At 65.9% G+C, this 24,372-nt stretch carries 20 protein-coding genes; 7 read left to right on the forward strand and 13 right to left on the reverse strand.

Features of this window, described 5'->3' with window-relative positions; translation table 11 throughout:
- Nucleotides 1–11 precede the first annotated feature (11 nt).
- Nucleotides 12–467: a MarR family transcriptional regulator gene (locus F3J15_RS04965; RefSeq protein WP_166888398.1), complete on the reverse strand. Its 456-nt coding sequence runs from the start codon at nt 465–467 to the stop codon at nt 12–14.
- Nucleotides 468–640: 173 nt separating this feature from the next.
- On the opposite strand from F3J15_RS04965, the gene F3J15_RS04970 reads away from it, so the two are divergent.
- Nucleotides 641–991, forward strand: coding sequence for a hypothetical protein (locus F3J15_RS04970; RefSeq protein ID WP_240159008.1), 351 nt, complete (start codon nt 641–643; stop codon nt 989–991).
- Between the two features lie 48 nt (nt 992–1,039).
- Nucleotides 1,040–1,240 (forward strand): hypothetical protein, encoded by a 201-nt coding sequence (locus F3J15_RS04975; RefSeq protein WP_166888401.1) that lies wholly within the window; start codon nt 1,040–1,042, stop codon nt 1,238–1,240.
- Between the two features lie 58 nt (nt 1,241–1,298).
- Here the strand turns inward: F3J15_RS04975 and F3J15_RS04980 are convergent, their stop codons facing one another.
- The 3 genes from F3J15_RS04980 to F3J15_RS04990 are packed head-to-tail and all read right to left on the reverse strand — an operon-like array spanning nt 1,299 to nt 7,232.
- A complete protein-coding gene (locus F3J15_RS04980; protein WP_166888403.1) occupies nt 1,299–2,810 on the reverse strand; it encodes an efflux transporter outer membrane subunit in 1,512 nt (503 codons plus the stop codon).
- The gene (locus F3J15_RS04985; protein ID WP_166888406.1) at nt 2,807–5,980 is read right to left on the reverse strand and encodes a multidrug efflux RND transporter permease subunit; all 3,174 of its coding nucleotides are present in this window, start codon (nt 5,978–5,980) and stop codon (nt 2,807–2,809) included. Before F3J15_RS04985 ends, F3J15_RS04980 begins: the two co-directional genes overlap by 4 nt.
- A gap of 13 nt (nt 5,981–5,993) precedes the next feature.
- Complete coding sequence (locus F3J15_RS04990) at nt 5,994–7,232, reverse strand: efflux RND transporter periplasmic adaptor subunit (RefSeq protein ID WP_166888409.1); 1,239 nt, start codon at nt 7,230–7,232, stop codon at nt 5,994–5,996.
- A gap of 80 nt (nt 7,233–7,312) precedes the next feature.
- Between F3J15_RS04990 and soxR the strand changes: the two genes are divergently transcribed.
- Nucleotides 7,313–7,792 carry a redox-sensitive transcriptional activator SoxR gene (soxR, locus tag F3J15_RS04995; protein ID WP_069252028.1) on the forward strand — a complete coding sequence of 160 codons (480 nt, stop codon included), beginning with the start codon at nt 7,313–7,315 and terminating at the stop codon, nt 7,790–7,792.
- A gap of 58 nt (nt 7,793–7,850) precedes the next feature.
- Here the strand turns inward: soxR and F3J15_RS05000 are convergent, their stop codons facing one another.
- Nucleotides 7,851–8,612, reverse strand: a complete 762-nt coding sequence (locus F3J15_RS05000) for an SDR family oxidoreductase (protein ID WP_166888412.1) — start codon at nt 8,610–8,612, stop codon at nt 7,851–7,853.
- Between the two features lie 108 nt (nt 8,613–8,720).
- On the opposite strand from F3J15_RS05000, the gene F3J15_RS05005 reads away from it, so the two are divergent.
- Nucleotides 8,721–9,632, forward strand: coding sequence for a LysR family transcriptional regulator (locus tag F3J15_RS05005; RefSeq protein ID WP_166888415.1), 912 nt, complete (start codon nt 8,721–8,723; stop codon nt 9,630–9,632).
- Nucleotides 9,633–9,656: 24 nt separating this feature from the next.
- Here F3J15_RS05005 and F3J15_RS05010 read toward each other — a convergent pair whose 3' ends face one another.
- On the reverse strand, nt 9,657–10,310 hold the full coding sequence (locus F3J15_RS05010) for a TetR/AcrR family transcriptional regulator (protein ID WP_166888418.1): 654 nt from the start codon (nt 10,308–10,310) through the stop codon (nt 9,657–9,659).
- A 149-nt stretch (nt 10,311–10,459) separates the two neighbouring features.
- Between F3J15_RS05010 and F3J15_RS05015 the strand changes: the two genes are divergently transcribed.
- Nucleotides 10,460–11,752 carry an NAD(P)/FAD-dependent oxidoreductase gene (locus F3J15_RS05015; protein WP_166888421.1) on the forward strand — a complete coding sequence of 431 codons (1,293 nt, stop codon included), beginning with the start codon at nt 10,460–10,462 and terminating at the stop codon, nt 11,750–11,752.
- 44 nt (nt 11,753–11,796) lie between these two features.
- Nucleotides 11,797–12,195 carry a DUF3331 domain-containing protein gene (locus F3J15_RS05020; protein ID WP_089448026.1) on the forward strand — a complete coding sequence of 133 codons (399 nt, stop codon included), beginning with the start codon at nt 11,797–11,799 and terminating at the stop codon, nt 12,193–12,195.
- A 29-nt stretch (nt 12,196–12,224) separates the two neighbouring features.
- Here the strand turns inward: F3J15_RS05020 and F3J15_RS05025 are convergent, their stop codons facing one another.
- On the reverse strand, nt 12,225–13,553 hold the full coding sequence (locus tag F3J15_RS05025; RefSeq protein ID WP_166888424.1) for a dicarboxylate/amino acid:cation symporter: 1,329 nt from the start codon (nt 13,551–13,553) through the stop codon (nt 12,225–12,227).
- A gap of 232 nt (nt 13,554–13,785) precedes the next feature.
- Nucleotides 13,786–15,537, reverse strand: coding sequence for a gamma-glutamyltransferase (ggt, locus tag F3J15_RS05030; RefSeq protein ID WP_166888428.1), 1,752 nt, complete (start codon nt 15,535–15,537; stop codon nt 13,786–13,788).
- A gap of 363 nt (nt 15,538–15,900) precedes the next feature.
- On the opposite strand from ggt, the gene F3J15_RS05035 reads away from it, so the two are divergent.
- Nucleotides 15,901–16,779, forward strand: coding sequence for a MurR/RpiR family transcriptional regulator (locus tag F3J15_RS05035; protein ID WP_166888530.1), 879 nt, complete (start codon nt 15,901–15,903; stop codon nt 16,777–16,779).
- Between the two features lie 121 nt (nt 16,780–16,900).
- Here F3J15_RS05035 and tssJ read toward each other — a convergent pair whose 3' ends face one another.
- The 5 genes from tssJ to F3J15_RS05060 are packed head-to-tail and all read right to left on the reverse strand — an operon-like array spanning nt 16,901 to nt 24,371.
- Nucleotides 16,901–17,458, reverse strand: a complete 558-nt coding sequence (tssJ, locus tag F3J15_RS05040) for a type VI secretion system lipoprotein TssJ (protein ID WP_240159002.1) — start codon at nt 17,456–17,458, stop codon at nt 16,901–16,903.
- Nucleotides 17,428–19,278 carry a type VI secretion system baseplate subunit TssF gene (gene tssF / locus F3J15_RS05045; RefSeq protein WP_166888431.1) on the reverse strand — a complete coding sequence of 617 codons (1,851 nt, stop codon included), beginning with the start codon at nt 19,276–19,278 and terminating at the stop codon, nt 17,428–17,430. Before tssF ends, tssJ begins: the two co-directional genes overlap by 31 nt.
- A complete protein-coding gene (locus tag F3J15_RS05050) occupies nt 19,275–22,814 on the reverse strand; it encodes an ImcF-related family protein (RefSeq protein ID WP_089448032.1) in 3,540 nt (1,179 codons plus the stop codon). Before F3J15_RS05050 ends, tssF begins: the two co-directional genes overlap by 4 nt.
- A complete protein-coding gene (locus F3J15_RS05055) occupies nt 22,780–24,111 on the reverse strand; it encodes a hypothetical protein (RefSeq protein WP_089448033.1) in 1,332 nt (443 codons plus the stop codon). Before F3J15_RS05055 ends, F3J15_RS05050 begins: the two co-directional genes overlap by 35 nt.
- Nucleotides 24,111–24,371, reverse strand: coding sequence for a PAAR domain-containing protein (locus F3J15_RS05060; RefSeq protein ID WP_089448034.1), 261 nt, complete (start codon nt 24,369–24,371; stop codon nt 24,111–24,113). Before F3J15_RS05060 ends, F3J15_RS05055 begins: the two co-directional genes overlap by 1 nt.
- Between the last annotated feature and the right edge of the window lies 1 nt (nt 24,372).

The following is a 24,372-nucleotide window of genomic DNA, read 5'->3' on the forward strand; positions in this document are numbered from 1 at the left end:
GCCGATCGCCGCTACTTCGCGTCGGCTCCCGCCTCGCGCGCCGCGGCGGTCGCACGATCGAGCGCGGCGGCTATCGCCGCCTGATCCTTGCCGCCGAACTGATCGAGGAAGAGTTCCGCGACCGTCGACTGGTACACCTTCCACATCTTCTTGCGCAGCGTCCGCCCCTTGTCGGTGATGCTCGCATAGGCGGCGCGGCCGTCGTCCGCCGAACGGGCACGCGTGACGAGCCCCTCCTGTTCGAGCCGGTCGACGAGCCGCGTGAGGTTGTAGCGCTCGATCGCGAGCACGTCGGCCAGCTCGTGCATGCGGCGCGTGCCGTCGGGCCCGCTTTCGAGCCCCCACAACGCGTCGTACCACGCATAGGCCGGCAGGCCGGCCGCCGCGAGGCGGCGCTCGATCTCGCGAATCATCGTCCGGTGCGCGCGGACGAACGAGAACCACAGATCGGGTTCGAGTGCGCTCATGTCAGGTCGTTCCTCTCGTTGAATTGCAGTTGCAATTAAATTTTACCTCGATAACAATTGCCTTCATACGATTGCAATTGCAACTATATGTCCGTCGATCGGCAGGCGTTCCGTCGCGCGACGCGGCGCCACGACCGTCGCCCCGCGCAGCCTTATGCTTCTGGAGACGCTGCATGACAGCACCTCTCGCGCTACCCGACATCGATCCGGAGGAAACCCGCGAATGGCTCGATGCGCTCGAATCCGTGATCGCGCTCGAAGGCCGCCCGCGCGCGCACTACCTGCTCGACCAGCTTTCCGACCTCGACGCGGCACGCCACGGCGACCTGCACGGCCGCGTAACGACCGCGTACGTGAACACGGTGCCGCGTGAACGGCAACCGGCCTATCCGGGCGATCTTGCGCTCGAGCGGCGCCTGAACGCGATGATCCGCTGGAACGCGATGGTGATGGTGCTCCGCGCCGGACGGCATTCGAACGTCGGCGGGCACATCGCGACCTATCAGTCGGCCGCGGTGCGGTAGAAGATCGTCGGCGACCAGATCCGCGCGTTCGTCGACGGCCGGCGCTTCGTGTCGCTCGGCACCGACGGCTTCGGCCGCTCGGATACGCGCGACGCGCTGCGCACGTTCTTCGAGACCGATCGGCACTTCATCGTGATCGCCGCGCTGAAGGCGCTCGCCGACGACGGCGTGATACCGCGTGCACGCGTCGGCGAAGCCATCCGGCGCTACGGCATCGACATCGACAAGGTCGATCCGGCCAGCGTGTAGTCACGCGGTGCGCGGCAGGCGGGATGGCCCGGCCTGCCGCGCCACCGTCCCGCCCGCGTTACTGCCCCGCCTGCGCGAGCGGGCCTTGCTGCGGGCCCTGCCCCGTTCCCGACGGCCAGCCGCCCGCCAGCGCCTTGTACAGCGCCACCGTCGACGCCGCGCTGCGCATCTGCCCGTCGGCCGCCGCATCCTGCGCCTGCAGCAGCGTGCGTTGCGCGTCGAGCACTTCGTAGTAGTCGATCGCGCCCGCCGAAAACCGCGCCTGCGCCAGTTGCGCGGCACGCGCGCTGTCGGTCGCGGCCTGCATGAGATGGCCCGTCTCGTCACGCGTGCGGGCAGCGCGCAGCAGCGCGTTCTCCGTTTCCTCCAGCGCCCCGAGCACGGTCTGCCGGTACTGCGCGAGCTGCCCGGCCGCTTCCGCATCGCTCGCGGCGATCCGTGCACGCACGCGGCCGACGTCGAGGAACGACCAGTCGATGCCGAGCGCAATCAGATTCGTGTCGCTGCCCGCGCGGAAGAACCCATAGCTGCTCGTCGCACTGCCCAGCAGCCCCGACAGCGTGAAGCGAGGGAACAGGTCGGCCGTCGCGACGCCGACGCGTGCGGTCGCCGCGTGCAGCCGCGCCTCGGCGGCGGCGACGTCGGGCCGCCGCCGCAGCAGGTCGCCCGGCGCACCGGGATCGATGTCGGCGGCCAGCGCCGGCAGCGGCACCGGTGTGCCCGCCGACACGGCTGCCTTCGGGAGATCGAAGCGGCCGATCAGCGCGTCCGGCGTCTGCCCCGTCAGCACCGCGAGCCGGTGCTCGTCGACGCCGATCGCCGCTTCGTACACGGCGATCCGCGACGTCGTCGATTCGTACTGCGCGCGCGCTCGCGCCGCATCGAGTTCGGAGCCGCGCCCCGCGCCGACGCGTGCATTGATCAGCGCGAGCGTCTGCTTCTGGTTGTCGGCGTTCTCGCGCGCGATCCGCAGCCGCTCCTGCGAGCCGCGCAGGTCGACGTACGTGCTCGCCACCTCGCCGGCGATCGCGACGCGCACCGCGCGTACGTCCGCCGCGCTGGCGACCGTTTCCGCACGCTGCGACTCGATCGAACGACGCACGCGGCCGAACAGGTCGAGTTCCCACGCCGCATTGATCCCGACGCTGGACGTCGGCGTATCGCGCTGGCTGCGCGGCGCACCGAACGCCTGGTCCTTGCTCATCAGCTGATGGCCGATCTGCCCGCTCGCGGTGATCGTCGGGTAACGATCGAACGTGGCCTGCGACAGCAGCGCATTCGATGCGTCGTAGCGCGACACGGCGACCTGCAGATCCTGGTTCGCCGCGAGCGCCGTGTCGATCAACTGCGTCAGCACCGGATCGCCGAAACCGCGCCAGAACGCGGCATCGGCATCGGCCGACGCGTCGGGCGGCGTCTCCGGCGTCGTACCGGACGGCGGCGCCGAACGCGCATCGCGCGCGAACTGCGCGGCCGTAGCCGTGTCGGGTCGCTTGAAATCGGGGCCGACCGCGCACGCGGCGAGCGTCACCGACATCGCGAGCGCGGAAAGACGAAAAGCGGCGCTCATCGGTTTTCTCCTTCGAGGGTGCCGTGGTGTTCGCTCCACACGGCCGGCGTGCCGCCCGCGAGCTTGCGGATCGCCACATAGAACACGGGCGTCAGGAACAGCCCGAACAGCGTGACGCCCAGCATCCCCGCGAACACGGTGATGCCGGTGGCCGCGCGCACTTCGCTGCCCGCGCCGCCGCCGATCAGCAGCGGCACCGAGCCCGCGATGAACGCGACCGACGTCATCACGATCGGGCGCAGCCGCAGCTTGCACGCTTCGAGCGCGGCTTCGATCACGCCCTTGCCCTGGATTTCGAGCTCGCGCGCGAACTCGACGATCAGGATCGCGTTCTTGCACGCCAGCCCCATCAGCACGACGAGACCGACCTGCACGAACACGTTGTTGTCGCCGCCCGACAGCCACACGCCGAACAGCGCGGCGCAAATGCACACGGGCACGATCAGGATCACCGCGAGCGGCAGCGTCCAGCTCTCGTACAGCGACGCGAGCACCAGAAACACGAGCATCACCGCGAGCGGGAACACGACGATCGCCGCGTTGCTCTGCGTGACCTGCTGGTAGCTGAGATCGGTCCATTCGAGCGTGATGCCCGGCGGCAGCACGTCCTTCGCGATCTGCTGCAGTTTCTCGATCGCCTGCGACGACGACATCACCTTCGGATCGGCATCGCCGATCAGGTTCGCGGCCGGATAGCCGTTGTAGCGAACGACCGGGTCGGGCCCATACGCAGGCGCCACCGTCACCATCGAGCCGATCGGCACCATCTCGCCCTTCGCGTTGCGCGTGCGCAGGTTCGCGATGTCGGCGGCCGTCTGCCGGTGGCCGGCATCCGCCTGCGCCATCACGCGGTACACGCGGCCGAACAGGTTGAAGTCGTTCACGTACATCGAGCCGAGATAGACCTGCAGCGTGCTGAACAGGTCGGTCAGCGCGACACCCTGCGCCTTCGCCTTCAACCGGTCGACCTTCACCTCGAGCTGCGGGATGTTCGCCTGGTACGAGCTGACCGGGTAGCTCATCCCCGGCGTCTTCGCGACCGCGCCCTGGAACGCGGTGAGCGCGTTCTGCAAGGCCCCGTAGCCGAGCCCGCCGCGGTCCTCCAGGTACAGCGAGTAGCCCGAGCCGTTGCCGAGGCCCTGGATCGGCGGCGGCATCAGCGCATAGGTGATGCCGCCGCCGATGGCCGCGAAGCGCGCGTTCAGGTCCACGTTGATCTGCGCGGCGCTGCGGTGGCGCTGGTCGAACGGCTTCAGGATCACGTACGAGTTCGTGATGTTCGGCGTATTCACGCCCTGCAGCGCATTCAGCCCGGCAAACGCCGGCATCATTTCGACACCGTCGGTGCCGAGCGCGATCTTCGTCATCTGCTCGGTCACCTCGCTGGTGCGCGCGAGCGACGCGCCTTCCGGCAGCTTCGCGCCCGCGAACAGGTACAGCTTGTCCTGCACGGGGATGAAGCCGCCCGGCACCGCGTTGAGCAGCAGCGCGGTGGCCGCGAGCAGCGCCGCATAGACCGCGAACACCACGCCGCGCCGCTTCAGCGTGCGGCCGACGAAGCCGTGATAGCGATCGGAACTGCGGTCGAAGAAGCGGTTGAACGGATGGAACAGCCAGCCGAACGCGCGATCGAGCCCGCGCGTGAGCGCATCCTTCGGCGCATCGTGCGGACGGAGCAGCTTCGCGGCGAGTGCGGGCGACAGCGTCAGCGAGTTGATCGCGGAGATCACCGTCGAGATCGCGATCGTCACCGCGAACTGCCGGTAGAACTGGCCCGTGACGCCGGACATGAACGCCATCGGCACGAACACCGCGCACAGCACGAGCGCGATCGCGACGATCGGCCCCGACACCTCGCGCATCGCCTGGTGCGCGGCGTCGCGCGGGCTCAGGCCCTGCGCGATGTTGCGCTCGACGTTCTCGACGACCACGATCGCATCGTCGACGACGATCCCGATCGCCAGCACGAGCCCGAACAGCGTCAGCGTGTTGATCGAATAGCCGAGCAGGTAGAGCCACGCGAACGTGCCGACCACCGACACGGGCACGGCGACGAGCGGAATGATCGACGCGCGCCACGTCTGCAGGAACAGGATCACGACGAGCACGACCAGCACGACGGCCTCGATCAGCGTGTGCTGCACCGCGCGGATCGATTCGCGCACGAACACCGTCGGATCCCACACGGGCCGGTACGCGACGCCGGGCGGGAAGCGCTTCGACAGTTCGTCGAACTTCGCATACACGGCCTTCGCGACCTCGAGCGCGTTCGCGCCCGGCGACAGGAAGATGCCGACCACCGCCGATGGCTTGTCGTTGAAATACGAGCGCAGCGTGTAGTCGCCTGCGCCGAGCTCGATGCGCGCGACGTCGGACAGCTTCACGACCTGCCCGTCGTCGCCGGTGCGCAGCACGATGTCGCCGAACTCCTGCGCCGTGCGCAACCGGCCGCGCACGTTGATCGACAGCAGGAAGTCGTTCTTCTTCGGCGACGGCTCCGCGCCGAGCTGGCCGGCCGACACCTGCACGTTCTGCTCGCGCACGGCGGCAATCACGTCGCTCGCGGTCAGCCCGCGCGACGCGAGCCGGTTCGGGTCGAGCCACAGCCGCATCGCATAGTCGCCGGAACCGGACAGGCCGACGTCGCCGACACCCGTGAGCCGCGACAGCTCGTCCTTCACGTGCAGCGTCAGGTAGTTGCGCAGGTACAGCGAATCGCGGCTGTTGTCCGGCGAATAGAGGCTCACGTACATCAGCGGCGTGGGTGACTGCTTCTGCGTGGTTACGCCGTACTGGCGCACCTCGTCGGGCAGGCGCGACAGCGCCTGGCTCACGCGGTTCTGCACGCGCACGGCGGCCGTGTCGGGATCGACGCCCTGCAGGAACGTGACGACCACCTGCAGGCTGCCGTCGGAACCGGCGACCGACTTCATGTACATGATGCCTTCGACGCCGTTGATCGCCTCTTCCAGCGGTTCGGCGACCGATTCGGCGATCTCCTTCGGGTTCGCGCCCGGATACGTCGCGCGCACGACGACGCTCGGCGGCACGACTTCCGGGTATTCGCCGGCGGGCAGCATCGGGATCGAGATCAGGCCGATCGCGAAGATGACGATCGACAGGACGACCGCGAAGATCGGCCGGTCGATGAAGAATCGGGAGAAATCCATTGGCTGTCTCCCGTCACTGCGCGGCCGGCGCGCCGGCATCGGCATCGGCATCGGCGACGGCCTGCGTGCCGTTGCCCGGCCCGTTGCCCGCGCCATTGCCGGTACCGGCATCGGCGCGTGCGGGCAGCACCTTCGGCTTCACCTGCGCGCCCGGATAGTAGATCCGCTGCATGCCGTCGACGACCACGCGGTCGCCCGCCTGGATCCCCTTCTCGATGATCCGCTCGCCCTCCACCCCGCGGCCGATCGTCACGTCGCGGCGCAGCGCCTTGTCGCCGGGCCCGATCACATACACGTACTTGCGGTCCTGGTCGGTGAGCACGGCCTTGTCGTCGACGAGCAGCGCATCCTGATCGCGGCCGCTGACGAGTTGCACGCGCGCATACAGGCCCGGCGTAAACGCATGGTCCGCATTCGGCAGCCGCACGCGCGCGCGGATCGTGCCGGTCTGCGGATCGAGCCGGTTGTCGAGGAAGTCGACGGTGCCCGCATGCGGGAAACCCGTCTCGTTCGCGAGGCCCACGCGCACCGGATCGGCGCCGATCGCGCGATGTTTCGGATCGGCGCGCCGCGCGTTGTAGCGCAGGTAGCTCTGTTCGTCGCAGTCGAAATACACGTAGACGGGGTTCTGCGACACGACCGTCGTCAGCAGTGTGTCGTCCGCGCGCGCGAGGTTGCCGACGGTGGCGACCGCGCGGCCGACGCGCCCCGCGATCGGCGCGCGCACTTCGGTGAAGCCGAGATTGAGCTTCGCGTCGGCGACGGCCGCGTCGGCCGCCTGCAGGTCCGCACGCGCCTGCTCGGCCGTGGCGCGCGCGTTGTCGAGTTCTTCCTGCGACGTCGCATGCGCATCGATCAGCGTCTGCACGCGCTTGAGCTGCACGTTCGCGAGGCTCGCGGCCGCACGGGCCCGTTGCAGCTGCGCGTTCGCGCGATCGAGCGCGATCCGGTAAGGGCGCGGGTCGATCTCGAACAGCAGCGCGCCCTGCGCGACCAGGTCACCTTCCTTGTAGGCAACGCGCTGCAGGTAGCCGCTCACGCGCGGCCGCAGTTCGACCGCGTCGACCGCTTCGACGCGTCCGTTGAATTCGTCCGCGAGGCGGATCGTGCGCGGCGCGATGGTGGCGACGCCGACTTCCGGAAGGGATTGGGCCGACGATGCGCCTTTGCCGTCGTGACAGCCCGACAACGCCAGCAGCAGTGCACAGGCCGCGCCCAAAGGCGACGTCCTGCGTAGGGAAAAGGAGAGCATGATGCCTCGCGACGGGTTAAACTGCCGCGTAGCATAAAAGTTGAAGTTAACTTAAAGTCAAGTTTTCCCGGAGGGGCGACATGGGTATCCAGGAAACACCGAAATGGCCGCTGATGTCGATCCGCGAAGTGGCCGCACGCAGCGGCGTGCCGGCGTCGACACTACGGTTCTACGAGACGCGCGGGCTCATCAAGTCGCACCGCAACGGCTCGAGCCATCGCCACTATTCGCGCGCGGTGCTGCGGCTGATCGCGTTCATCGTATTCGCGCAGAAGATCGGCTATTCGCTCGACGAGATCGCCGAGCAGCTCGTCAGCCTCCCCGAGGACACCGCGCCGAGCAACAAGGACTGGCAACGGCTGTCGCGCGGCTGGAAGCAGCGCGTCGCGAGCCGGATCGAGGAGTTGCAGCGCCTGTACATCAACCTCGACGAATGCATCGGCTGCGGCTGCCTGTCGCTGAAGCGCTGCAAGCTGACGAACCCGGAAGACCGCGCGGGCCGCAACGGGCCCGGCGCGCGGCGCTGGCTCGGCGACAAGCCTCCCGTGGATATCGAATGACCGGCGGGCCGGGCGTGGCGCGCGATGCCACCGCATCCGGCCACCTGGGTAGATTGCGTCACCCGACCCGCCAGCCGCCGTTCACCGCGATCGTCGCACCGGTGACGAACGATGCACGCGGCCCGGCGAGCCACGCAACCGCATCCGCGATATCGTCCGGATGCCCGGCGCGGCCGGCCGGCGTCTGCTCGCGGATCGTCGCGGCAATGGCCGGCGCGACGCCGCTTTCGCCGAAGAAGCGCGTGTCGGCGATATAGCCGGGCGCAACCGTATTGACCGTTGCGCCGCGCGGCCCGAGTTCGCGCGCCAATGCGACGGTGAACCCTTCGACGCCGGCCTTCGCCGCCGCGTACGCCAGGCCACCCGGCAGCAGGCTGCCGGCGCGCGCCGCGATCGAACCGATGTTGACGATCCTCGCGGCGCGCTCGGCCAGGTGCGGCAGCACGGCCAGGGTCGTCACGAACAGGCTTTTCAGGTTCGCGTCGAGCACGGCGTCCCACACGCGCTCGGCCTCGCCCGCCTCGGTATCCGCGCCGACGCGGCCGGTCAGCCCCGCGTTGTTGACCAGCACATCGATGCAAGACCACTGCTCGATGATCGCGGCCACCGCCGCCTCCGCCTCCCGTCTCACGCTCAGGTCGGCGGTCTGCCCGATCGCCGCGCCGCCAAGCCGCGCGACGGCCGCTTCCAGCCGTGCCGCGTCGCGCCCGACGATCGCGACGCGATACCCGTCTTCCACCAGCCGGCGCGCGATCGCAAAGCCCATCCCGCTCGACCCGCCCGTGACGATTGCCGTTCGCTCCTGTTCCCTCACTGGCATGACCTGCCCTCCCCAATGTCGACCGTTGATGACAAGACCATTCTGGGCAGCGCAGTGTGATAGATAAAATACAAATTCGATGATCCACTGATACGCGAAAGGTATCGCATGATCGATCTACGCCAGTTCAGGCAATTCATCGCGATCGCCGAGACGCTCAGCTTCCGGCGCGCGGCCGAGCGGCTGCACATGGCGCAGCCGCCGCTCAGCGCGGCGATCCGCAAGCTCGAGGACGAGCTGGGCGTCGTGCTGTTCGAGCGCGACAACCGCGGCACGGCGCTCACGCCGGCCGGCGACGCGTTCCTGCTCGAAGCGCGGCGCGCGCTCGAACAGGCCGAGCGCGCGGTGGCCGTCGCCCGCCGCGCGGGCGCCGGCCTCGGCGGCACGCTGCGGCTGCGCTTCGTTGACAGCACGGTCAACGCGCTGCTGCCGCTGATCCTCCGCGCGTTCCAGGAACGCCATCCGGACGTCGATTTCCAGCTCGAGGAAGGCACGACCGCCGAGCAGGTGCTCGCGCTGCGCCAGGACCGCACGGACGTCGGCCTCGTCGTGCTGCCGGTGGCCGATGCGGGCGACGTGCGCGTCGAGCCGCTGCTGCGCGACCGGATGGTCGCCGCGCTGCCCGAAGGTCACCGGCTCGCACACCGCCGGCGCATTGCGCTTGCCGAACTGGCGGACGAACCGTGGGTCATGTTTGCCGCGCACCACGGGCCCGGCATGCACGCGCTGATCGTGACCGCATGCGCGCAAGCCGGCTTCGCGCCGCGCATCGTCCAGCAGCCGCGCCAAATGCAGACGACGGCCGGGCTCGTCGCGGGCGGCATCGGCGTCGCGCTGATGCCGCGCCTGTTCGTGCCGATGCAGCCGCAAGGCATTACGTTCTGCGAACTGAAGGATGCGGGCAGCCCGCTCGCGTACGAGCTGGCGATCGCGTACCGGACGCCCTCGCCGCTCGTCGATGCGTTGTGCGAGACCGCACGAAGCGCGGTGCGCGAACTGGGGCTGGAGCTGGCGACGTGACCGCGCGCGTCACGCGCGCCGTGCTCAACCGCCGACGACGTTGAACGCAATGTCCACCACGGCCTGCCGGAACGCGTCCTGCTGCGTGGGCAGCGACGTGTACTCCAGCATCATGTGACTGTATGACACAGTCGTGCCGATCGCGCTCGCGATCATGAAGAACAGCACCGTCGGCTCGACCGGGCGAATCACACCGGCCTCTACCGCCTCCGACAGCAGCGGGAACATCACGTCGTAATACGGACGCACGAGCCGCGCCTGCAGCCGGTCGAGCCGCCCGCCCACCTCGGTCGCCGCCGTCGAGAAGAACATGCCCAGGTCGGGCTCGTCGAACTCGTGGTCGACACACAGCTCGATCGCGCGCCGTACACGGTCGCGTTGCGGCAGCGACGACGTGCGCAACGCGCGCAGCGCGTCGAACATCGGCTCGGCCAGCTCAGCGATCTGCTCGACGACCGCCAGCCACAACGTTTCCTTGGTACCGAAATGGTGCGCGATCAGCGCCGCGTCGACGCCCAGCTCGCGCGCGACTTCGCGCACGCTCGTGGCGTCGTAGCCGCGCTTCGCGAACGTGCGGCGCGCGGCCCGCAATATCACATCCGGCCCCACGGACGCCCCGGCCAGCGGCCGCCCTCGCATACGCCGCTTGGCCGGCGCGCGCTCAGTGACTTCAGCCACGTCTTCCTGCTCTCCTTGAATGATTCGAATACCCCTGTTCCGGCCCCGCTCGAGCGACGCCGAACACCGGGTGACCTGCCCCGCTCCGTTGACACGCGAAGCCGGGAAGCGCTAGGATCATACCTTATTCATCACGTGATGATTTATCCATGACAACCCCTACACGCATCGTCATCGTCGGCGGCGGGATCGCCGGACTGCAGCTCGCCACCCGCCTGGGCGAACGCCTCGGCCAGTCCGGGCGCGCGCAGGTGACCGTCGTCGACCGTAGCCCGACCCACATCTGGAAGCCGATGCTGCACACGATCGCGGCCGGTACGCGCGACGTGCAGCAGCAGCAGGTGATCTTCCTCGCCCATGCGCGTGATCACGGCTACTCGTACCAGCCCGGCGAACTGACGGGGCTCGATCGCGTGCGCCGCCGCGTGCAGCTCGGCGAGATCCGCTCGCAGGACGGCGAACTCGTGCTCGAGGCACGCGAACTCGAATACGACGTGCTGATCCTCGCGCTCGGCAGCCAGGCCAACGATTTCGGCGTGCCGGGCGTGCGCGAGCACTGCTATTTCATCGACAGCCAGAAGCAGGCCGAGACCTTCAACGAGGCGTTGCGGGTGCGCGTATTTCGCAGCATCGCGCGCGACGAGCCGTTCCGCGTCGCGATCGTCGGCGCGGGCGCGACCGGCGTGGAACTCGCGGCGGAGCTGAGCCGCTTGCTGGAAGTGGCACAGGCGTACGGCGACGCGACGGTGCGCGAGCGGCTGCAGCTCACGCTGCTCGAGAGCGGCCCGCGCATCCTCGCCGCGTTTCCGCCGCGGATTTCCGCATCGGCGCAGCGGCGGCTCGAACAGATCGGCTTTCATGTGCTGACGTCCACCCGCGTCACGTCGGCCGACGCAAACGGCTTTCACTACGGCGACGGTTCGTTTGCGGAAGCGGACCTGATGGTGTGGGCGGCTGGTGTGAAGGCGCCCGATTTCATGCAGGCGCTAGACGGGCTCGACACGAATCGCGCGAACCAGATCGTCGTCGGGCCGACGCTGCAGGCCACGGGCGACGAGCACGTGTTCGCGATCGGCGACTGCGCGAGCCTGCTGCCCGACGGCCAGGAACGGCCGCTGCCGCCCACCGCGCAAGTCGCGACGCAGCAGGCCGAGCATCTCGCGAAGCACCTGCCCGCATGGCTCGACGGCACGCCGATTCCGCCGTTCGCGTTCCACGATTTCGGCGCGCTCGTGTCGATCAGCGACTACGACGCGTTCGGCACGCTCGGGCAGTTCGGGTTCTTTCGCGGCGGCTTCATCCAGGGGCGTTTCGCGCAGTTCAGCCACCTGATGCTCTACCGGCGGCACCAGCAGGCGCTGCACGGCTTCTCCAAGGCGACCCTGCTGTGGATCGCCGAACGGATCAACGGCTGCGTGCAGCCGCGCATCCGGCTCTCGTGATACCGCGCGTGGCGGTGTTGCATAACGTTTCGAGGAAAACTGACATGAACAACCGTTTAGCGCCCTGGCTCATGACCGTCGCCGCGATCAGCAGCTTCGACATGCCGTCCGTCTCGTGGGGCGTGCCGCGGCGGCGCAGCGTCACGCGCGACCGGCTGCCGTCGTGGGACGCGACGAGCAAGCCGTCCATCAGCGTGCTCGAGCGGCCCACGGCCGACACCGTGATGATTTCATGGCGCGACGCGTGCACCGGGCACTACGGTTATCAGAAGTGGCGGCTGTTCACCACGCGCAAGCGCGGCGTGTGCGCGCTGTCGGGGCAGCCGATCGAGATCGGCGACAGCGTCTACGCGCCGCAATTGCTCGGCTCGACGCCGGGCAACGCCGCCGCGATGGTGCTGGCCGCGTGCATCGACGCGGCTCGCCCCGCCGAGGCGGCCTGAAAGCCCGGGATTCGACCCGAGGCTCCGCTTCAGCCAGAGGTGACGCGATCCGTATCGCGAACCGCCTCGTTCATGCGTGCTTCGGCTTCCGCATCCAGCCGCGCCGCATTCGCTTCGGCTTCTGCTTCCGGCATCAGCTCGCCTTCCCATTTCGCGACCACCGCGCTGGCGATCGAGTTGCCCACCGCGTTCGTGGCCGAACGGCCCATGTCGAGGAACGTATCGACGCCGAGAATCAGCAGCAGCCCGGCTTCCGGGATGTTGAACTGGTGCAGCGTCGCGGCGATCACGACGAGCGACGCGCGCGGCACGCCGGCCATGCCTTTCGACGTCAGCATCAGGATCAGCAGCATCGTGACCTGCGTGCCGAGCGACAGGTGTATGCCATAGGCCTGCGCGATGAACAGCGACGCGAACGTGCAGTACATCATCGAGCCGTCGAGGTTGAACGAATACCCCATCGGCATCACGAAGCTCGAGATCTTGCGGCGCACGCCGAAACGGTCGAGCGCATCGAGAATCTTCGGATACGCGGCTTCCGAACTCGCGGTCGCGAACGACAGCATGAACGCTTCCTTGATCAGCGCCAGCAGCTTGAATACGCGGCGGCCGAGGAACAACAGGCCGGCCACGACCAGCGTGCCCCACAGCAGGAACAGGCTCAGGTAGAAGTCGCCCATGAACACCGCGAACTTCAGCAGGATCGACAGGCCGTTGATCGCGACGGTCGACGCCATCGCCGCCAGCACTGCGAGCGGCGCGAGCTTCATCACGTAGCCGGTGATCTTCAGCATCACGTGCGCGAGCTGGTCGATCGCCGCGACGAGGATCTTGCCGCGTTCGCCAAGCGACGCAAGCGCCACGCCGAAAAACATCGAGAACACGACGATCTGCAGGATCTCGTTGTTCGCCATCGCCTCGGCGATCGACTTCGGCACCATGTGGCCGACGAAATCCTTCAGCGTGAACTTGGACGTCGCGAGATGCGCGGACGCGCCGATATCCGGCAGCGGCAGCCCGAGGTTCTCGCCGGGGCGCAGCAGGTTCGCCATCAGCAGGCCGAGCAGCAGCGAGATCAGCGACGCGGTGACGAACCAGCCGAGCGCCTTCACGAACACGCGGCCCACCGACGACGCGTCGCCCATGTGCGCGATGCCGACGACCAGCGTCGAGAACACCAGCGGGCCGATCACCATCTTGATCAGCCGCAGGAACACGTCGGACACCAGCGAGATGTAGCCGGCGATTTCCGCCGCCGACTGTTTGTCCGGCAGCTGCGTAAAGATCATGTAGCCGATCAGGATCCCGGCCGCCATCGCGAGCAGGATCCAGCCTGCCGCGGACATTCGTTTGTTCATATCGGAATTGGACGCACGGGAAGAAGTTGACGGATAAAAGGCGCGCTCCCGTGCCGTGCCGGGGCGCGCGCGTGGCGAGCCGGTCGTGCCCGGTATATCGGGCACGGGTGCCTGCGCCGGTCAGGCTCGCGGATCTCCGCGAACTGACGTGCTGCCGTCGCGACGGCATTCGCGCGGAGGCGAACGCCGTTGCGGGGCAGCGATTCAGCTGAAGCGATCAGGTCGGATCAGGTCAGTAACCGATTGCCGAGCCGGCCGGACGGCGCGGATCGTTGTAGCCGTAGATGAAGCCGACGCGCACGTTCCCGGACACGGACGAATCGTTCCCGGAACTCTGGCGGCTCGCCGCCTCGGTGCCCGCCAGGCCGACCATGATCAGCTCGGCGGCGCCCCACGGCGTCTGCTCGACCATCTTGTAGCCCATGTTGCGCAGGATCGCGAGCGTGTCGGGCGACAGGCCGTAGGTTTCGTAATAGACCTCGTCGGGCAGCCACTGGTGGTGGATGCGCGGCGCGGTGACCGCGTCCTGCGGCGTCATCCCGTAGTCGATCACGTTCAGCACCGTCTGCAGCGTGATCGTGATGATGCGCGAGCCGCCCGGCGAGCCGACCACCATGAACACCTTGCCGTCCTTCTTCACGATGGTCGGCGCCATCGACGACAGCGGACGCTTGCCCGGCGCGATCGAGTTGCGCGTGCCCTGCACGAGACCGAACAGGTTCTGCGCGCCGACCTTCACGGTGAAGTCGTCCATCTCGTCGTTCAGGAAGAAGCCCGTGCCCGGCGCGATGACCACGGCGCCGAAGCGGCCGTTGACCGTATAGGTCGTCGACACCGCGTTGCCGTCCTTGTCGATGATCGAGTAATGCGTCGTCTCCGGCTTCTCGTGCACGCCGACGCCCGGCTGCACGTCGACCGACGGCGTCGCCGTATCCGAATGGATGCTCTTGCGGATCTGCGCCGCGTATTCCTTGCTCGTCAGCTTCGCGACCGGGTTGTCGATGAAGTTCGGGTCGCCGAGCAGCGTGTTGCGATCTTCGTATGCATGGCGCATCGCTTCGGTCATGTAGTGCACCGCCGCGGCCGAATGGTAGCCAAGCTTGCGCATGTCATACCCTTCGAGGATGTTCAGCGTCTCGCACATCGTCACGCCACCCGAGCTCGGCGGCGGCGCCGACACGAACTCGTAGCCGCGATACGTGCACGTCAGCGGCGCTATGTCCTGCGCACGGTACGACGCGAAATCGGCCGCCGTGATCAGGCCGCCGCCCTTCTTGGCCGCCGCCTCGACGATCTTCGGGATCTCGCCGTGATAGAACGCGTCGGGGCCCTGCTCCGCGATACGTTCAAGCGTGCGCGCCAGGTCCTTCTGCACCAGGCGATCGCCCGGCTGCAGCGGCGAGCCGTCCGGCCGCAGGAAGATGCGGGCCGCATCCGGGTCCTTCTTGAAGCGGTCGATCGTCGTGTCGAGGATGTCCGTATCGCCACGCGTCAGCACGAAGCCGTCGCGCGCGAGCCGGATCGCCGGCGCCATGACCTGCTTGCGCGTCAGCTTGCCGTACTTGCGCTGTGCGAGATCGAGGCCCGCGACCGTGCCCGGCACGCCGACCGCGCGATAGCCGTACAGGCTGTCGTCCGGAATGACGTTGCCCTTCGCATCGAGATACATGTTCGCGGAAGCCGCAGCCGGCGCGGTTTCGCGGAAATTGATGAAGCGGTCGCGGCCGTCGGCCAGGTGGACGGTCATGAAACCGCCGCCGCCGATGTTGCCGCAGCACGGATTGGTCACGGCCTGCGCGTAGCCGACCGCCACTGCGGCGTCCACCGCGTTGCCGCCTTCCTTCAGGATGTCGACGCCGATTTGCGACGCGAAGTGCTGCGACGACACGACCATGCCGTTCTTCGCTTCGACCGCGGGGTCCGATGCGGCGAACGCGCACACGCTCATGGCCGACAACAGGGTGAGTACTACGAGCCGCCTCATGACGGGATCCTCCAGACAAATAAAACCGTGGCATGCCGGAACGCGACGCCGCATCGGGGTGTGCCGACGCGCCAATCGATCATGTAATAAACAATACATTCCAGCGAGGCCGCGATCATAGCACTCACTTTTTTGCGTCAAAACCTAGGGTTATCACTGAATAAAGAACGAATATCCATCGAATGGGTCATTTGCCAATGTTTGTTTCATTACAATGGTGAGTGAGCCGGTCCACCGTGCGATGCGTCCCTCTAATTTCGGAGCGTGCACGGCCTGCCTGACGTCGATCGGCTAACATGCGTGGAGTCGCCGGCAGACACCCGTCTGCCGTTTGTTATTCAGATACGAGAGTTGGAGTGCCCGATGGGGACGAGCATCAGGGCGTTGCTGCTATCCCAGATGGATAGCTTCACGCCGTCGGAACAGAAGGTCGCGCAGGCGTTGCTGGACCGCTACCCGAGCCTCGGGCTCGGGCCGATTGCGAGCTTCGCCAAACAGGCGGAAGTGAGCGATCCGACCGTGTTTCGCTTCGTCGTCCGAATCGGGTTTCCGAATTACTCGTCGTTCCAGCAGGCGCTGTACGGCGAGATCGACACGGCGATGAATTCGCCGCTCGCGCGGATGGATGCGTTCCACTCACCCGCGGGCATGCGCGACAGTCATTCGGCAATTTTCCAGCGGCTGTCCGAGTCGCTGGCGACCACGATCGAAGGGCTCGATGCGGCGGCGTTCGACGCCGCGGTGGCGCTGCTGGCCAATCCGGATGTGCGTGTCTTTTGCGGCGGCGGGCGTTACACCGCGCCGCTCGCGTCGCTGTTTTCGTTTACGCTGACCTACGCGCGGCCCCATGTTCAGTATGTCGAACCGAATGTGAATCTCGCGTCGGTCGCGTTGGCGGACATGGGGCCCGGTGACGTGCTCGTTATTTTCGATTTCCGTCGTTATCAGCGGGACAGCATCCGGTTCGCGCAGGCCGCTCACCAACTTGGCACACGCGTGCTGCTGATCACGGACGAATGGCACTCACCGATCGGCGAATTTGCCGAGATCGTGCTGCGGATCCGGGGGCAGCCGTTCGCGATGCTGCAGACCAACGTGCCCGCGCTCGCGCTCGCCGAAGCGCTCGTGATCTGTGTGACGAACCAGCTGCCGGAGATGGCAAGGCAGCGGATGGAGAAGATCGAGCATCTCAATTCCGGCGGTGGCGGACAGGACACCAACCAGCGGGATTTGCCGGAGTGACGACTCATCGCCATTCAGGCATCGGCGTCAGCGCTCGACACCGTCGGGTTTGCAACCTGAATCAACAACTGCAATCCATAACATTGAATGAGTGACTCCAACAATCTTCTCGATAACTCGTTCAGGGCACCAGTTCCATCCGGTTGCCCGTCACGACCAGCCTGACGGGATCCGTCTTTTTCCACTGCGACTTCGGAATCGTCAGTTGCCACTCGGCACCGCCGTGATCACGAAAGAACCCTGCAATGCCAACGATTCGCGCATCCTCCGCCAATGGCGCAGACAGCCTCACGGTGGCGCCAGGCGCAAGCGTGACCTCCTGACTGCCGAGCAGATCGGCGCTCAGTAGCGCTTTGTCGTCATCAAGCAACTGGACGTAAGCTGCGTTCTCGAAACCCTTCGCATCCTTTAACTGGTAGACGCGCATCACAACCGGTAGCGACTCTCCTTGGTCGGTCTGGTTGAGTGCGGAACGGCTCTCGATCACGAGATTCATCTGCTTGATCTTCGCGACGAAAATCGCTCGCGTCACGTCGGCAGTCGTCTCCTTCACCGATTGCCACGTGCCACAGCCGGCCAACGACGCCACCGTCAGCGCAACGGCACTCGCCAAACGAACGCTTCGCATCATCCGATATGTTCGTGGTGTCACAACCAATCTCCCGTTTTGATCGAGCATGGATAGCGCCGGATCGGACCACCCACGCCTTCATACAGAACGAGCCGCACCGCAAAATGGAAACTCGCGTAGCGGCCTACGAAGCGGCTGAGTACGTCCCCGAACAGTGCAACGTCGCCCGGCCCGGCGAAACCCGCCGGCTCGATTCCCACGTTCACATTCACGATGCGGTCGACACGCGCGCCTGCCAGTTCCGTTTCCTCGTCAAGCCAGACGTAATGAATCGCCTCGATACGTCGCCGGTTATCGTCCTGTCGCGTCCAGTCGTACAACGACAGTGCGCCACGCAGCACGTTCGCGTCCATCATGTTCAGCTCGGTCGCGCCGGCACCATTGAAGTGAGAAATCACCTGCCAGTGATAGTCCCCGCCGCGCGGGGGATACAGCGGCATCGTCGGGGCCGTCAGATTGCGCACGCGTTCGACACCATTGAAATTCGAAGCAGGCGTGTTGATCATCGATTCACGCAGCGCCATCCGCGGCAAGCGCCCGTTGTTTGCCAACACCCGAACCGTTACGTACGCATCGGGCAAGCTGCCGGGTTCGTCCCAGAGATGCCCGCCCAACGTCACGACCATCTCGCGCCGGCCCGTCACGCCCTGCCGAACCAATGAGTGGTAATACCGATCCGGCGACTCGTATCGGACCATCCCGCCCCGGTGCCGGAATTCCTTGATCGACTGATAGGTGTATTGCCTGGCGGTGCGTGGATCGTTTGCCACTACCGACAGTACGTCGTAGGGCTCGACGTGCTCGCCCGCTGACGCCGGGGCGCACACGGGATAGTCGCGGTCGTGGACGTTGGGTCGGATTGCCTGCGCATCCAGTTCGAACAGATTGATCACCGGCGTGCAGAATAGCCGGATGTTGTCCGCGCCGAACGTGACGTCACCAGGTATCCGATCCCGGATCACGATATCGAATTCAAGACGCGTTTCGCCCGGTGGCACACTGGCCGCGTCGAAACCGCACAAGTCGACGAAGTGAAACTTCTCGGGGAACGCGAAATATTCGAGCATCGTCTGCTCACGGTCGAGATTGGCGTCGCGTACATCGAGATCGATCGGCCATAGTCGCGCCTGCGTGCCAAAACCAGCCGCCTCGATAGACATTGCCGGCCGTGGTTGCAGTTGACCATCGAGTATGCGCGGCATGCGCACGCCGATCGACTCGACTTGGCGCGTGAACGCTCCGTACAGCGCCGATGCAGTCGGTCGGTCCCCATGCAGGTATAGACGGATACGCGACAGGTCGTCCAGCAACCGCTGCTCGCGGTGCAGGAGGTCAAACGCGAGTCGGATCACCGTACGACCGTCCTCGCGCATGCGCACGCCTGCCTCGCGCACGTTGAGCGCCAGCAGACGTATTGCCTGAGTGGTTCGATAGACACATATCGTTCCGCCCCGTCCAACCGGTGTCGAACGTACCTGCAACCCCGGCGGCAATGTATCGAGAATCCGCGCCTCGCCGGTGCGCGGCATACACTCGAGGATTGCCAGCGACGGAATCGTGCGGCCGGCATGTGGCCACAGGTGATCAACCAGCGGATCGGTGATTTCCGGTAGCGCGTCGTCGAGCTTCATTCGCAGCCGGCTCGTGAGGAACGCGAAACCCTCGTAAGTCTGCTCCACGCTGTCGCGGCGCGCGCCGAGCATCGACATCCCCACACGGCGCGCGACATGCGGCTGGGATTTCGCAAATTCCCTCCCCGCTTCGCGCAGGTAACGCATCTCCGCATCGAAGTAGCGCAGGTACGGCTCGTCGTCCTCACCGAAACCGCCCCCTTCAGGCATCGTCGGTTCGTTTTTTTCTTCACTCATGGTTGGAGATCCGGTGGCAGCGGTGGCAGGAGCGACATCTTCGAAGCGGCGCTCGCCTTGCCGACGACGAAAATTCGATCAGGTATGCGGAATCCACGTAGTTTCAGCAGGTCGACCGGCCCTGCACCGATCTGCGTTCGCAATACGTACGACAGCGGCTCATCGTTCCCGGTATTCCACGTGAGCCGATAGCGCGTGCTATCGAGCTGCTTGATGTCAGCCTTGCTCAGCAGCCGTAGGAATGCCCAATCTCCTGTCGAATCGAATGCCTGTCGCAGACCAGCGTCGAGCGTCTGCCATGTGAGCCCCGCGTGCCCGTTCAGGCCGTTGCCGGGCCACGCCAGTGGCGTCCAGCGCTCCTGCTGATTGAAATAGACGATCTGCTTGCCGTCGACCGACAGTTCCGAGCGGGTCACTTTCGGTGTCGGCAGCGCCATCATTTCGAATTTCTCCCCCGCGTCGCCCTGCAGGTAGAGCTGCGCGCCAACCGTCGACAATTGCCGGACGGCGCTCAGGAATTTCGGGTCGAACTGCAATGCCTGCGGTGCCAGCTCGTTTGGCGCCCAATGGTCGCCCTCGAGTTTCATCACGCCAGCCAGCTGTGTCGTGACGAAACGCGAAATCAATCCGGTATCGGGCCGCACATAGCGGCCAAGCTCCGCGAAGGACGCATCGGCCTGCGTATCGAAGAATGGATAGCGGCCGTTCATCGCCGCGTTGAACGGCGCGGCAACACTGGCTCGCCACGCGTCATTCAGACTAGCTGCGGCCGGTTGCAGGATCGTCTGCCATGCGGCCTCGAGCGGCTGCGCAAACATCGCATCGCCGAACCCTGCCCATGCCGTACCTAGACTTGCGGCAGTGAGTGCCGCGTCATCGCGTGCCTGGGACAATTCCGACAACTTGCCTTGGAACACTGCCTGCGCGAGCGTGCGCGCCATTGCCTGCGCGTCAGGACTGCTCGCGATCTGTTGGAGCTTCAGCCGCATCATCGTGACCGCCGTCAGGTAACGCGACAGGCTCACGCCGTTCAGCGCGATGTTGGCTGGTGCGCTGCCCTTCCCGTTTGCAGCGGCAGGTGACTCGTTCGTGTCGCCCATCAGCACCAGCAGTGGTCCAAACGGCTTGTCGAGCGGATAGACGACGGTCGACGCATCCTCGTCCGTCCCGATCAGATTTTGTGCCTTTCTCACCAGCGTATCGGCCAGCGCCTGCGACGGCCGCCCCGCCTGCGCCTGATACTGCACGGATTTCATCAATGCGATCAACGGCGAAGTCTGCGCATCCGCCAGTCGAGAAAGCTGTTCTATCGCGCCACTAAGATTGGACGTCGGTTGCCACTGCATACTGTTGAGCATGCGCTGCCATGCAGCCGTGTACTCACCAAAATAGCGTGCCGTCAATCGGTGCTTCAGTTCCTCGGCTGCGCATTTCTCATCCACGACCGTCCTGGTCTGGATCGTACCGTGCGCGAGCGGGATATCGATTGCATGCTGCGGCTGCTTGCCCGTCAGCACCCAATCGCTGCTGAGCTGGCGCTCGCCGGAAGCCTTGTCGATCGCCGCAGCAATCATGCCGTCCCACGCCGCGCGCGTGTAAATCCCGGGCACGGTCTGCGAAGCCAGGAACATCCCTCGCGCATCGGCGCCATTCAGGAGCGTTTCGAGCGACACGTCGGCGTATTTGTTTCTGACGTCGTCGAGGATGCGTTGGTACACCGTGTCGTCAGCCGACGCGAGCCCAATCTGCGTGACCAGCATGTTGCGAGTCGCTGTCACGATGCGATCGTCCGTCGCAATTCGCCACTCGGGATGCGCTTTCAGGTGATCGGCGTAAAACCCTGCGAGCCGTTGGCCGGTATCGTCACGCTCACCCAGCGGCATCTCCACGGGGCGCGGCCAGAGGGCTACGAGCAAGCGCTTCAGAAACGCCGAATCTGCCCGCGACGGATCGCCGAGCATCAGGTAGGTCTTGAGCGCGTTGTAGGTACTGCCCCGCGTGTCCTGCGATTGAAGGCTGTCGGCCCGCGCCTGATCCGCAGCCTGCAACAGCTTGCCGATCGTTTGCACGACAGGCGTCTGCAGGTTGCGCGTCGCAGCAACCCGATACGGTTGCCAGAGACCGTCAAGGATATCGTCATTACGCGACAAACCCGCCCTCAGGTACCACGGTACGCCATGCTGCTGCCGGTATTCGAGCGTTTCCATCACCTGTTGCAGCGCCAGTTGCGCGCGCCACGCGGCGGCCGTCTGCGGCCGCGCATCGACCGCCGCGCTCGCTGCTGCCCGCGCATCTCGCATGAGCCGCTGGTTGGCGATGAACGACACGGACATCCATGCGCACCACGCGATGGCCGCAACGATCAAGCACATCGCCAGCGCGTTCGGCCAGTAGAATCCCACGCGCCGGCCAATGCGCCTCCGACTGGCGATTGCGTGCCATGCTGGCAGCAGAGCGGCCGGTTGCGGCGGGAGCTCGATCGGGACGTTCGGAACTGTCGCGCTCCCGTCCACGGTGACCGGCACTGGCGTCGGCATTGCCGCCGTTATCGCAAATACGGGGGCGAACATCACGCCCGCCAGCGGCGTGCGCAGCCAGGGTGAACCAAGGAGCGTTTGCCAGCCGGCGACGATATCTTCGTGCTGCTTCCCGATGTATTGTGAGATTTCGGCTAGGCAGGTGATGCGTATGGGCGCTGTACACAGGCGAACGCCTGCATCCGCCGTTCCACGCTCGATCTCCGCAAGCTGATCGCGTAATGCCGGCGCCGGCTGCCCCCCCTTGTACGCCAGCCCGGGAAATGCACCGATCGCCTCGAACATTTCGGGTCGATCGCCCTGTGTGGGCACTGCGTGCAGGAGCGTGACAGGCGCGGCGCAGCCGATATCGGTCACAAGCGCGGCAAGTGCGCGCGGCAGTTCGGTATCGCGATCGTCGGAATGCGTAACCTGCACAATGCTGTCGACCGGCCGCCGGCGCCGCAGCTTACGGATTTGTCGGCGCCATGCGCCAGCCTCGATGCCGTCCGGTGCCACGTGCACGAGAATCGCGTTGCCGACGGGTATCGCGCCCGCTCGCTTCAGGCCCGGCGCGACCTGGTCGATCAATGTATCAGCGCCGCTCACCATCAGCCACGGTGATCGGTATCGCCAGAGCCTGCCCCGCGAGGCGCGTAGTTCCTCGGCCACGCGTTGCAGACGGGCGTCGAATTTCAACGGCTTCTGCGCCTTCGTCGCGTCGCCGATATCCCTGCGAAACGTCTGTCCAGCAATGGTGTACGCACCGATAAAAAACAGGCAGAGATGTATGGCGACGAAGACGATCAGCGCGATGACGATGACGATCACTACTTGCATACGTGCTACACCGGGTGCGAGATCGAACAGGTCGCCCCGGCTCCATACGAGGCCAATTGCGCATGCCGCGACAATCAGCGCGGCGACAACCACGCCCCAGAGTGCGAGGCGTCCGGAGGGCGCAGACGCTGCAGCAGGTGCTGCGTCAAGTGATCGCAAGGTCAGTTTCGGATCGGTCATGCTGAGCGTGTCCAGGCAATGAAGAATCCTTCCCGCGTGGACCGGGAAGCACATGAATGACGGCGGACTGCACGCCATCGATGATCAGTTGTGGCGCATCCGCAGCACCACATTCGGTAGCGGCTACGACGGACAGCCATCCGCTCGCACTACCAAAATCGCCCACGATGTAGGCGAGGTCACATTGGGCCTCGCTGTTCGCAAGCGCCTCCAGGTTTGCGATCCGCAGCCCCTGATTGCAACGCTTGACGGCACGCGTGACCCAGGCACGCGTCACAGCAGCGACATCTGCCCTGCCCCAGATCACGGCATTCGCGAAACCGTATTCGATTTCGTCGGCGTTGCCCTCGACGGGGCGATGCAGGGTCGCCATCGCGTGTACACCTTCGGGTAGAGCGTAAAAGCCGGCGTCGAGCAGCATCGCGACGCATCCCTCCGTGCTGCCGGTCGGTGGCCGCTCCTCGTGCCATGCCGTTGCGATCACGAGCAGCGGACATGCCTCGCGGGCGTCGAGCCACGCGTCCGCCAACAGCAATCCGTCCGAAGCGGGTATGGGCAGCACAGTGAGAGGCGGCAGACCAACCAATTGCAGCGCATCGCGCACCTCGTCCTCACGCAAGGCTTCTTCGCCGGGTTCAGCCAGTACGCGCACTTTTGGCCAGTGGGCGGCTTCGTAGTGCGTGAGCACGTGGAGGCTCGCAGCAAGCGGTTCGAGCGCTTCGGCGATCCTGAGTGTGAGCTGGGTAACGGGTCGCTTTGGAGGCGTATCCGCTACGGCGTCGCTCTCCTCGGTCGGGTCGGCCACGTCCGCTTCGTCGGCTTCGTCGGATAGTTCCAACGGGTCGTCAAAGCGGCAATGCTCAACGACACCCGCGCCCAAACGGGGCTGCTGCTGTCGCGGCAAACGCACCCCCGCATCGATCGCCTGTGCAAGCGTCTGGTCGTTCAAGGGCAAGCAATAGCCGACGCCCAGCACCCGAAGCGGCTGCTGCGCGACACGGATGCGCTCCGCCAGCCATCGGTCACGATGGAGGTTGCGGTGGTATGCCTGGTACCACATGGCCTCATAGCGAACGCGCTCGATCGCGAACAGAAAGCCGAAGAAGCCGTTCGGGATACCGAAGACGCAGAACCAGAACCACGGGCCGCCAGCCCGCTCACCCTTTGGCCAAATCAGCAGAGTGGTCGCCGCTCCGAGCACCGCGCAGGCCAACCAGACGCAGAACCACCACGGCCAGAAGCGCGGGCGGCTCGGATAGGTGCTCGGGAGCCCCGCCTGTGAGAGGTCGACGGGCATTATTCGAAGTGGACGTTCGGCAGCGACGCGATCAACCGACAACCGCACGCGCAGCGATGGCCGTCCAGCGCGAATGGCTTGTTGTCGCGATCGGGAAACTTGTTGGCACCTTCGTCGATGACGGTCTGGCCATGCAGATTGCAAGTCGCCTCATCGCCCTTGCGGGCAAGCGGCATACCCATGAATGTCGTCCATGGTGAGCCACCGGTGACTTCGCCGCCGTGTTCGAGTTTGTCGCCTTGTCGGATGGGGGATTTCATA

It is taken from the genome of Burkholderia sp. Ap-955 (assembly GCF_011753045.1).
Lineage (GTDB): Bacteria > Pseudomonadota > Gammaproteobacteria > Burkholderiales > Burkholderiaceae > Burkholderia > Burkholderia lata_D.

Excerpts from the sequence above, each read along its gene's own strand:
- F3J15_RS04965 (WP_166888398.1), bottom strand. The coding sequence starts at position 467 with ATGAGCGCACTCGAACCCGATCTGTGGTTCTCGTTCGTCCGCGCGCAC.
- F3J15_RS04970 (WP_240159008.1), top strand. The coding sequence starts at position 641 with ATGACAGCACCTCTCGCGCTACCCGACATCGATCCGGAGGAAACCCGC.
- F3J15_RS04980 (WP_166888403.1), bottom strand. The coding sequence starts at position 2,810 with ATGAGCGCCGCTTTTCGTCTTTCCGCGCTCGCGATGTCGGTGACGCTC.
- F3J15_RS04985 (WP_166888406.1), bottom strand. The coding sequence starts at position 5,980 with ATGGATTTCTCCCGATTCTTCATCGACCGGCCGATCTTCGCGGTCGTC.
- F3J15_RS04990 (WP_166888409.1), bottom strand. The coding sequence starts at position 7,232 with ATGCTCTCCTTTTCCCTACGCAGGACGTCGCCTTTGGGCGCGGCCTGT.
- soxR (WP_069252028.1), top strand. The coding sequence starts at position 7,313 with ATGGGTATCCAGGAAACACCGAAATGGCCGCTGATGTCGATCCGCGAA.
- F3J15_RS05000 (WP_166888412.1), bottom strand. The coding sequence starts at position 8,612 with ATGCCAGTGAGGGAACAGGAGCGAACGGCAATCGTCACGGGCGGGTCG.
- F3J15_RS05005 (WP_166888415.1), top strand. The coding sequence starts at position 8,721 with ATGATCGATCTACGCCAGTTCAGGCAATTCATCGCGATCGCCGAGACG.
- F3J15_RS05015 (WP_166888421.1), top strand. The coding sequence starts at position 10,460 with ATGACAACCCCTACACGCATCGTCATCGTCGGCGGCGGGATCGCCGGA.
- F3J15_RS05020 (WP_089448026.1), top strand. The coding sequence starts at position 11,797 with ATGAACAACCGTTTAGCGCCCTGGCTCATGACCGTCGCCGCGATCAGC.
- F3J15_RS05025 (WP_166888424.1), bottom strand. The coding sequence starts at position 13,553 with ATGAACAAACGAATGTCCGCGGCAGGCTGGATCCTGCTCGCGATGGCG.
- ggt (WP_166888428.1), bottom strand. The coding sequence starts at position 15,537 with ATGAGGCGGCTCGTAGTACTCACCCTGTTGTCGGCCATGAGCGTGTGC.
- F3J15_RS05035 (WP_166888530.1), top strand. The coding sequence starts at position 15,901 with ATGGGGACGAGCATCAGGGCGTTGCTGCTATCCCAGATGGATAGCTTC.
- tssJ (WP_240159002.1), bottom strand. The coding sequence starts at position 17,458 with ATGCTCGATCAAAACGGGAGATTGGTTGTGACACCACGAACATATCGG.
- tssF (WP_166888431.1), bottom strand. The coding sequence starts at position 19,278 with ATGAGTGAAGAAAAAAACGAACCGACGATGCCTGAAGGGGGCGGTTTC.
- F3J15_RS05050 (WP_089448032.1), bottom strand. The coding sequence starts at position 22,814 with ATGACCGATCCGAAACTGACCTTGCGATCACTTGACGCAGCACCTGCT.
- F3J15_RS05055 (WP_089448033.1), bottom strand. The coding sequence starts at position 24,111 with ATGCCCGTCGACCTCTCACAGGCGGGGCTCCCGAGCACCTATCCGAGC.
- F3J15_RS05060 (WP_089448034.1), bottom strand. The coding sequence starts at position 24,371 with ATGAAATCCCCCATCCGACAAGGCGACAAACTCGAACACGGCGGCGAA.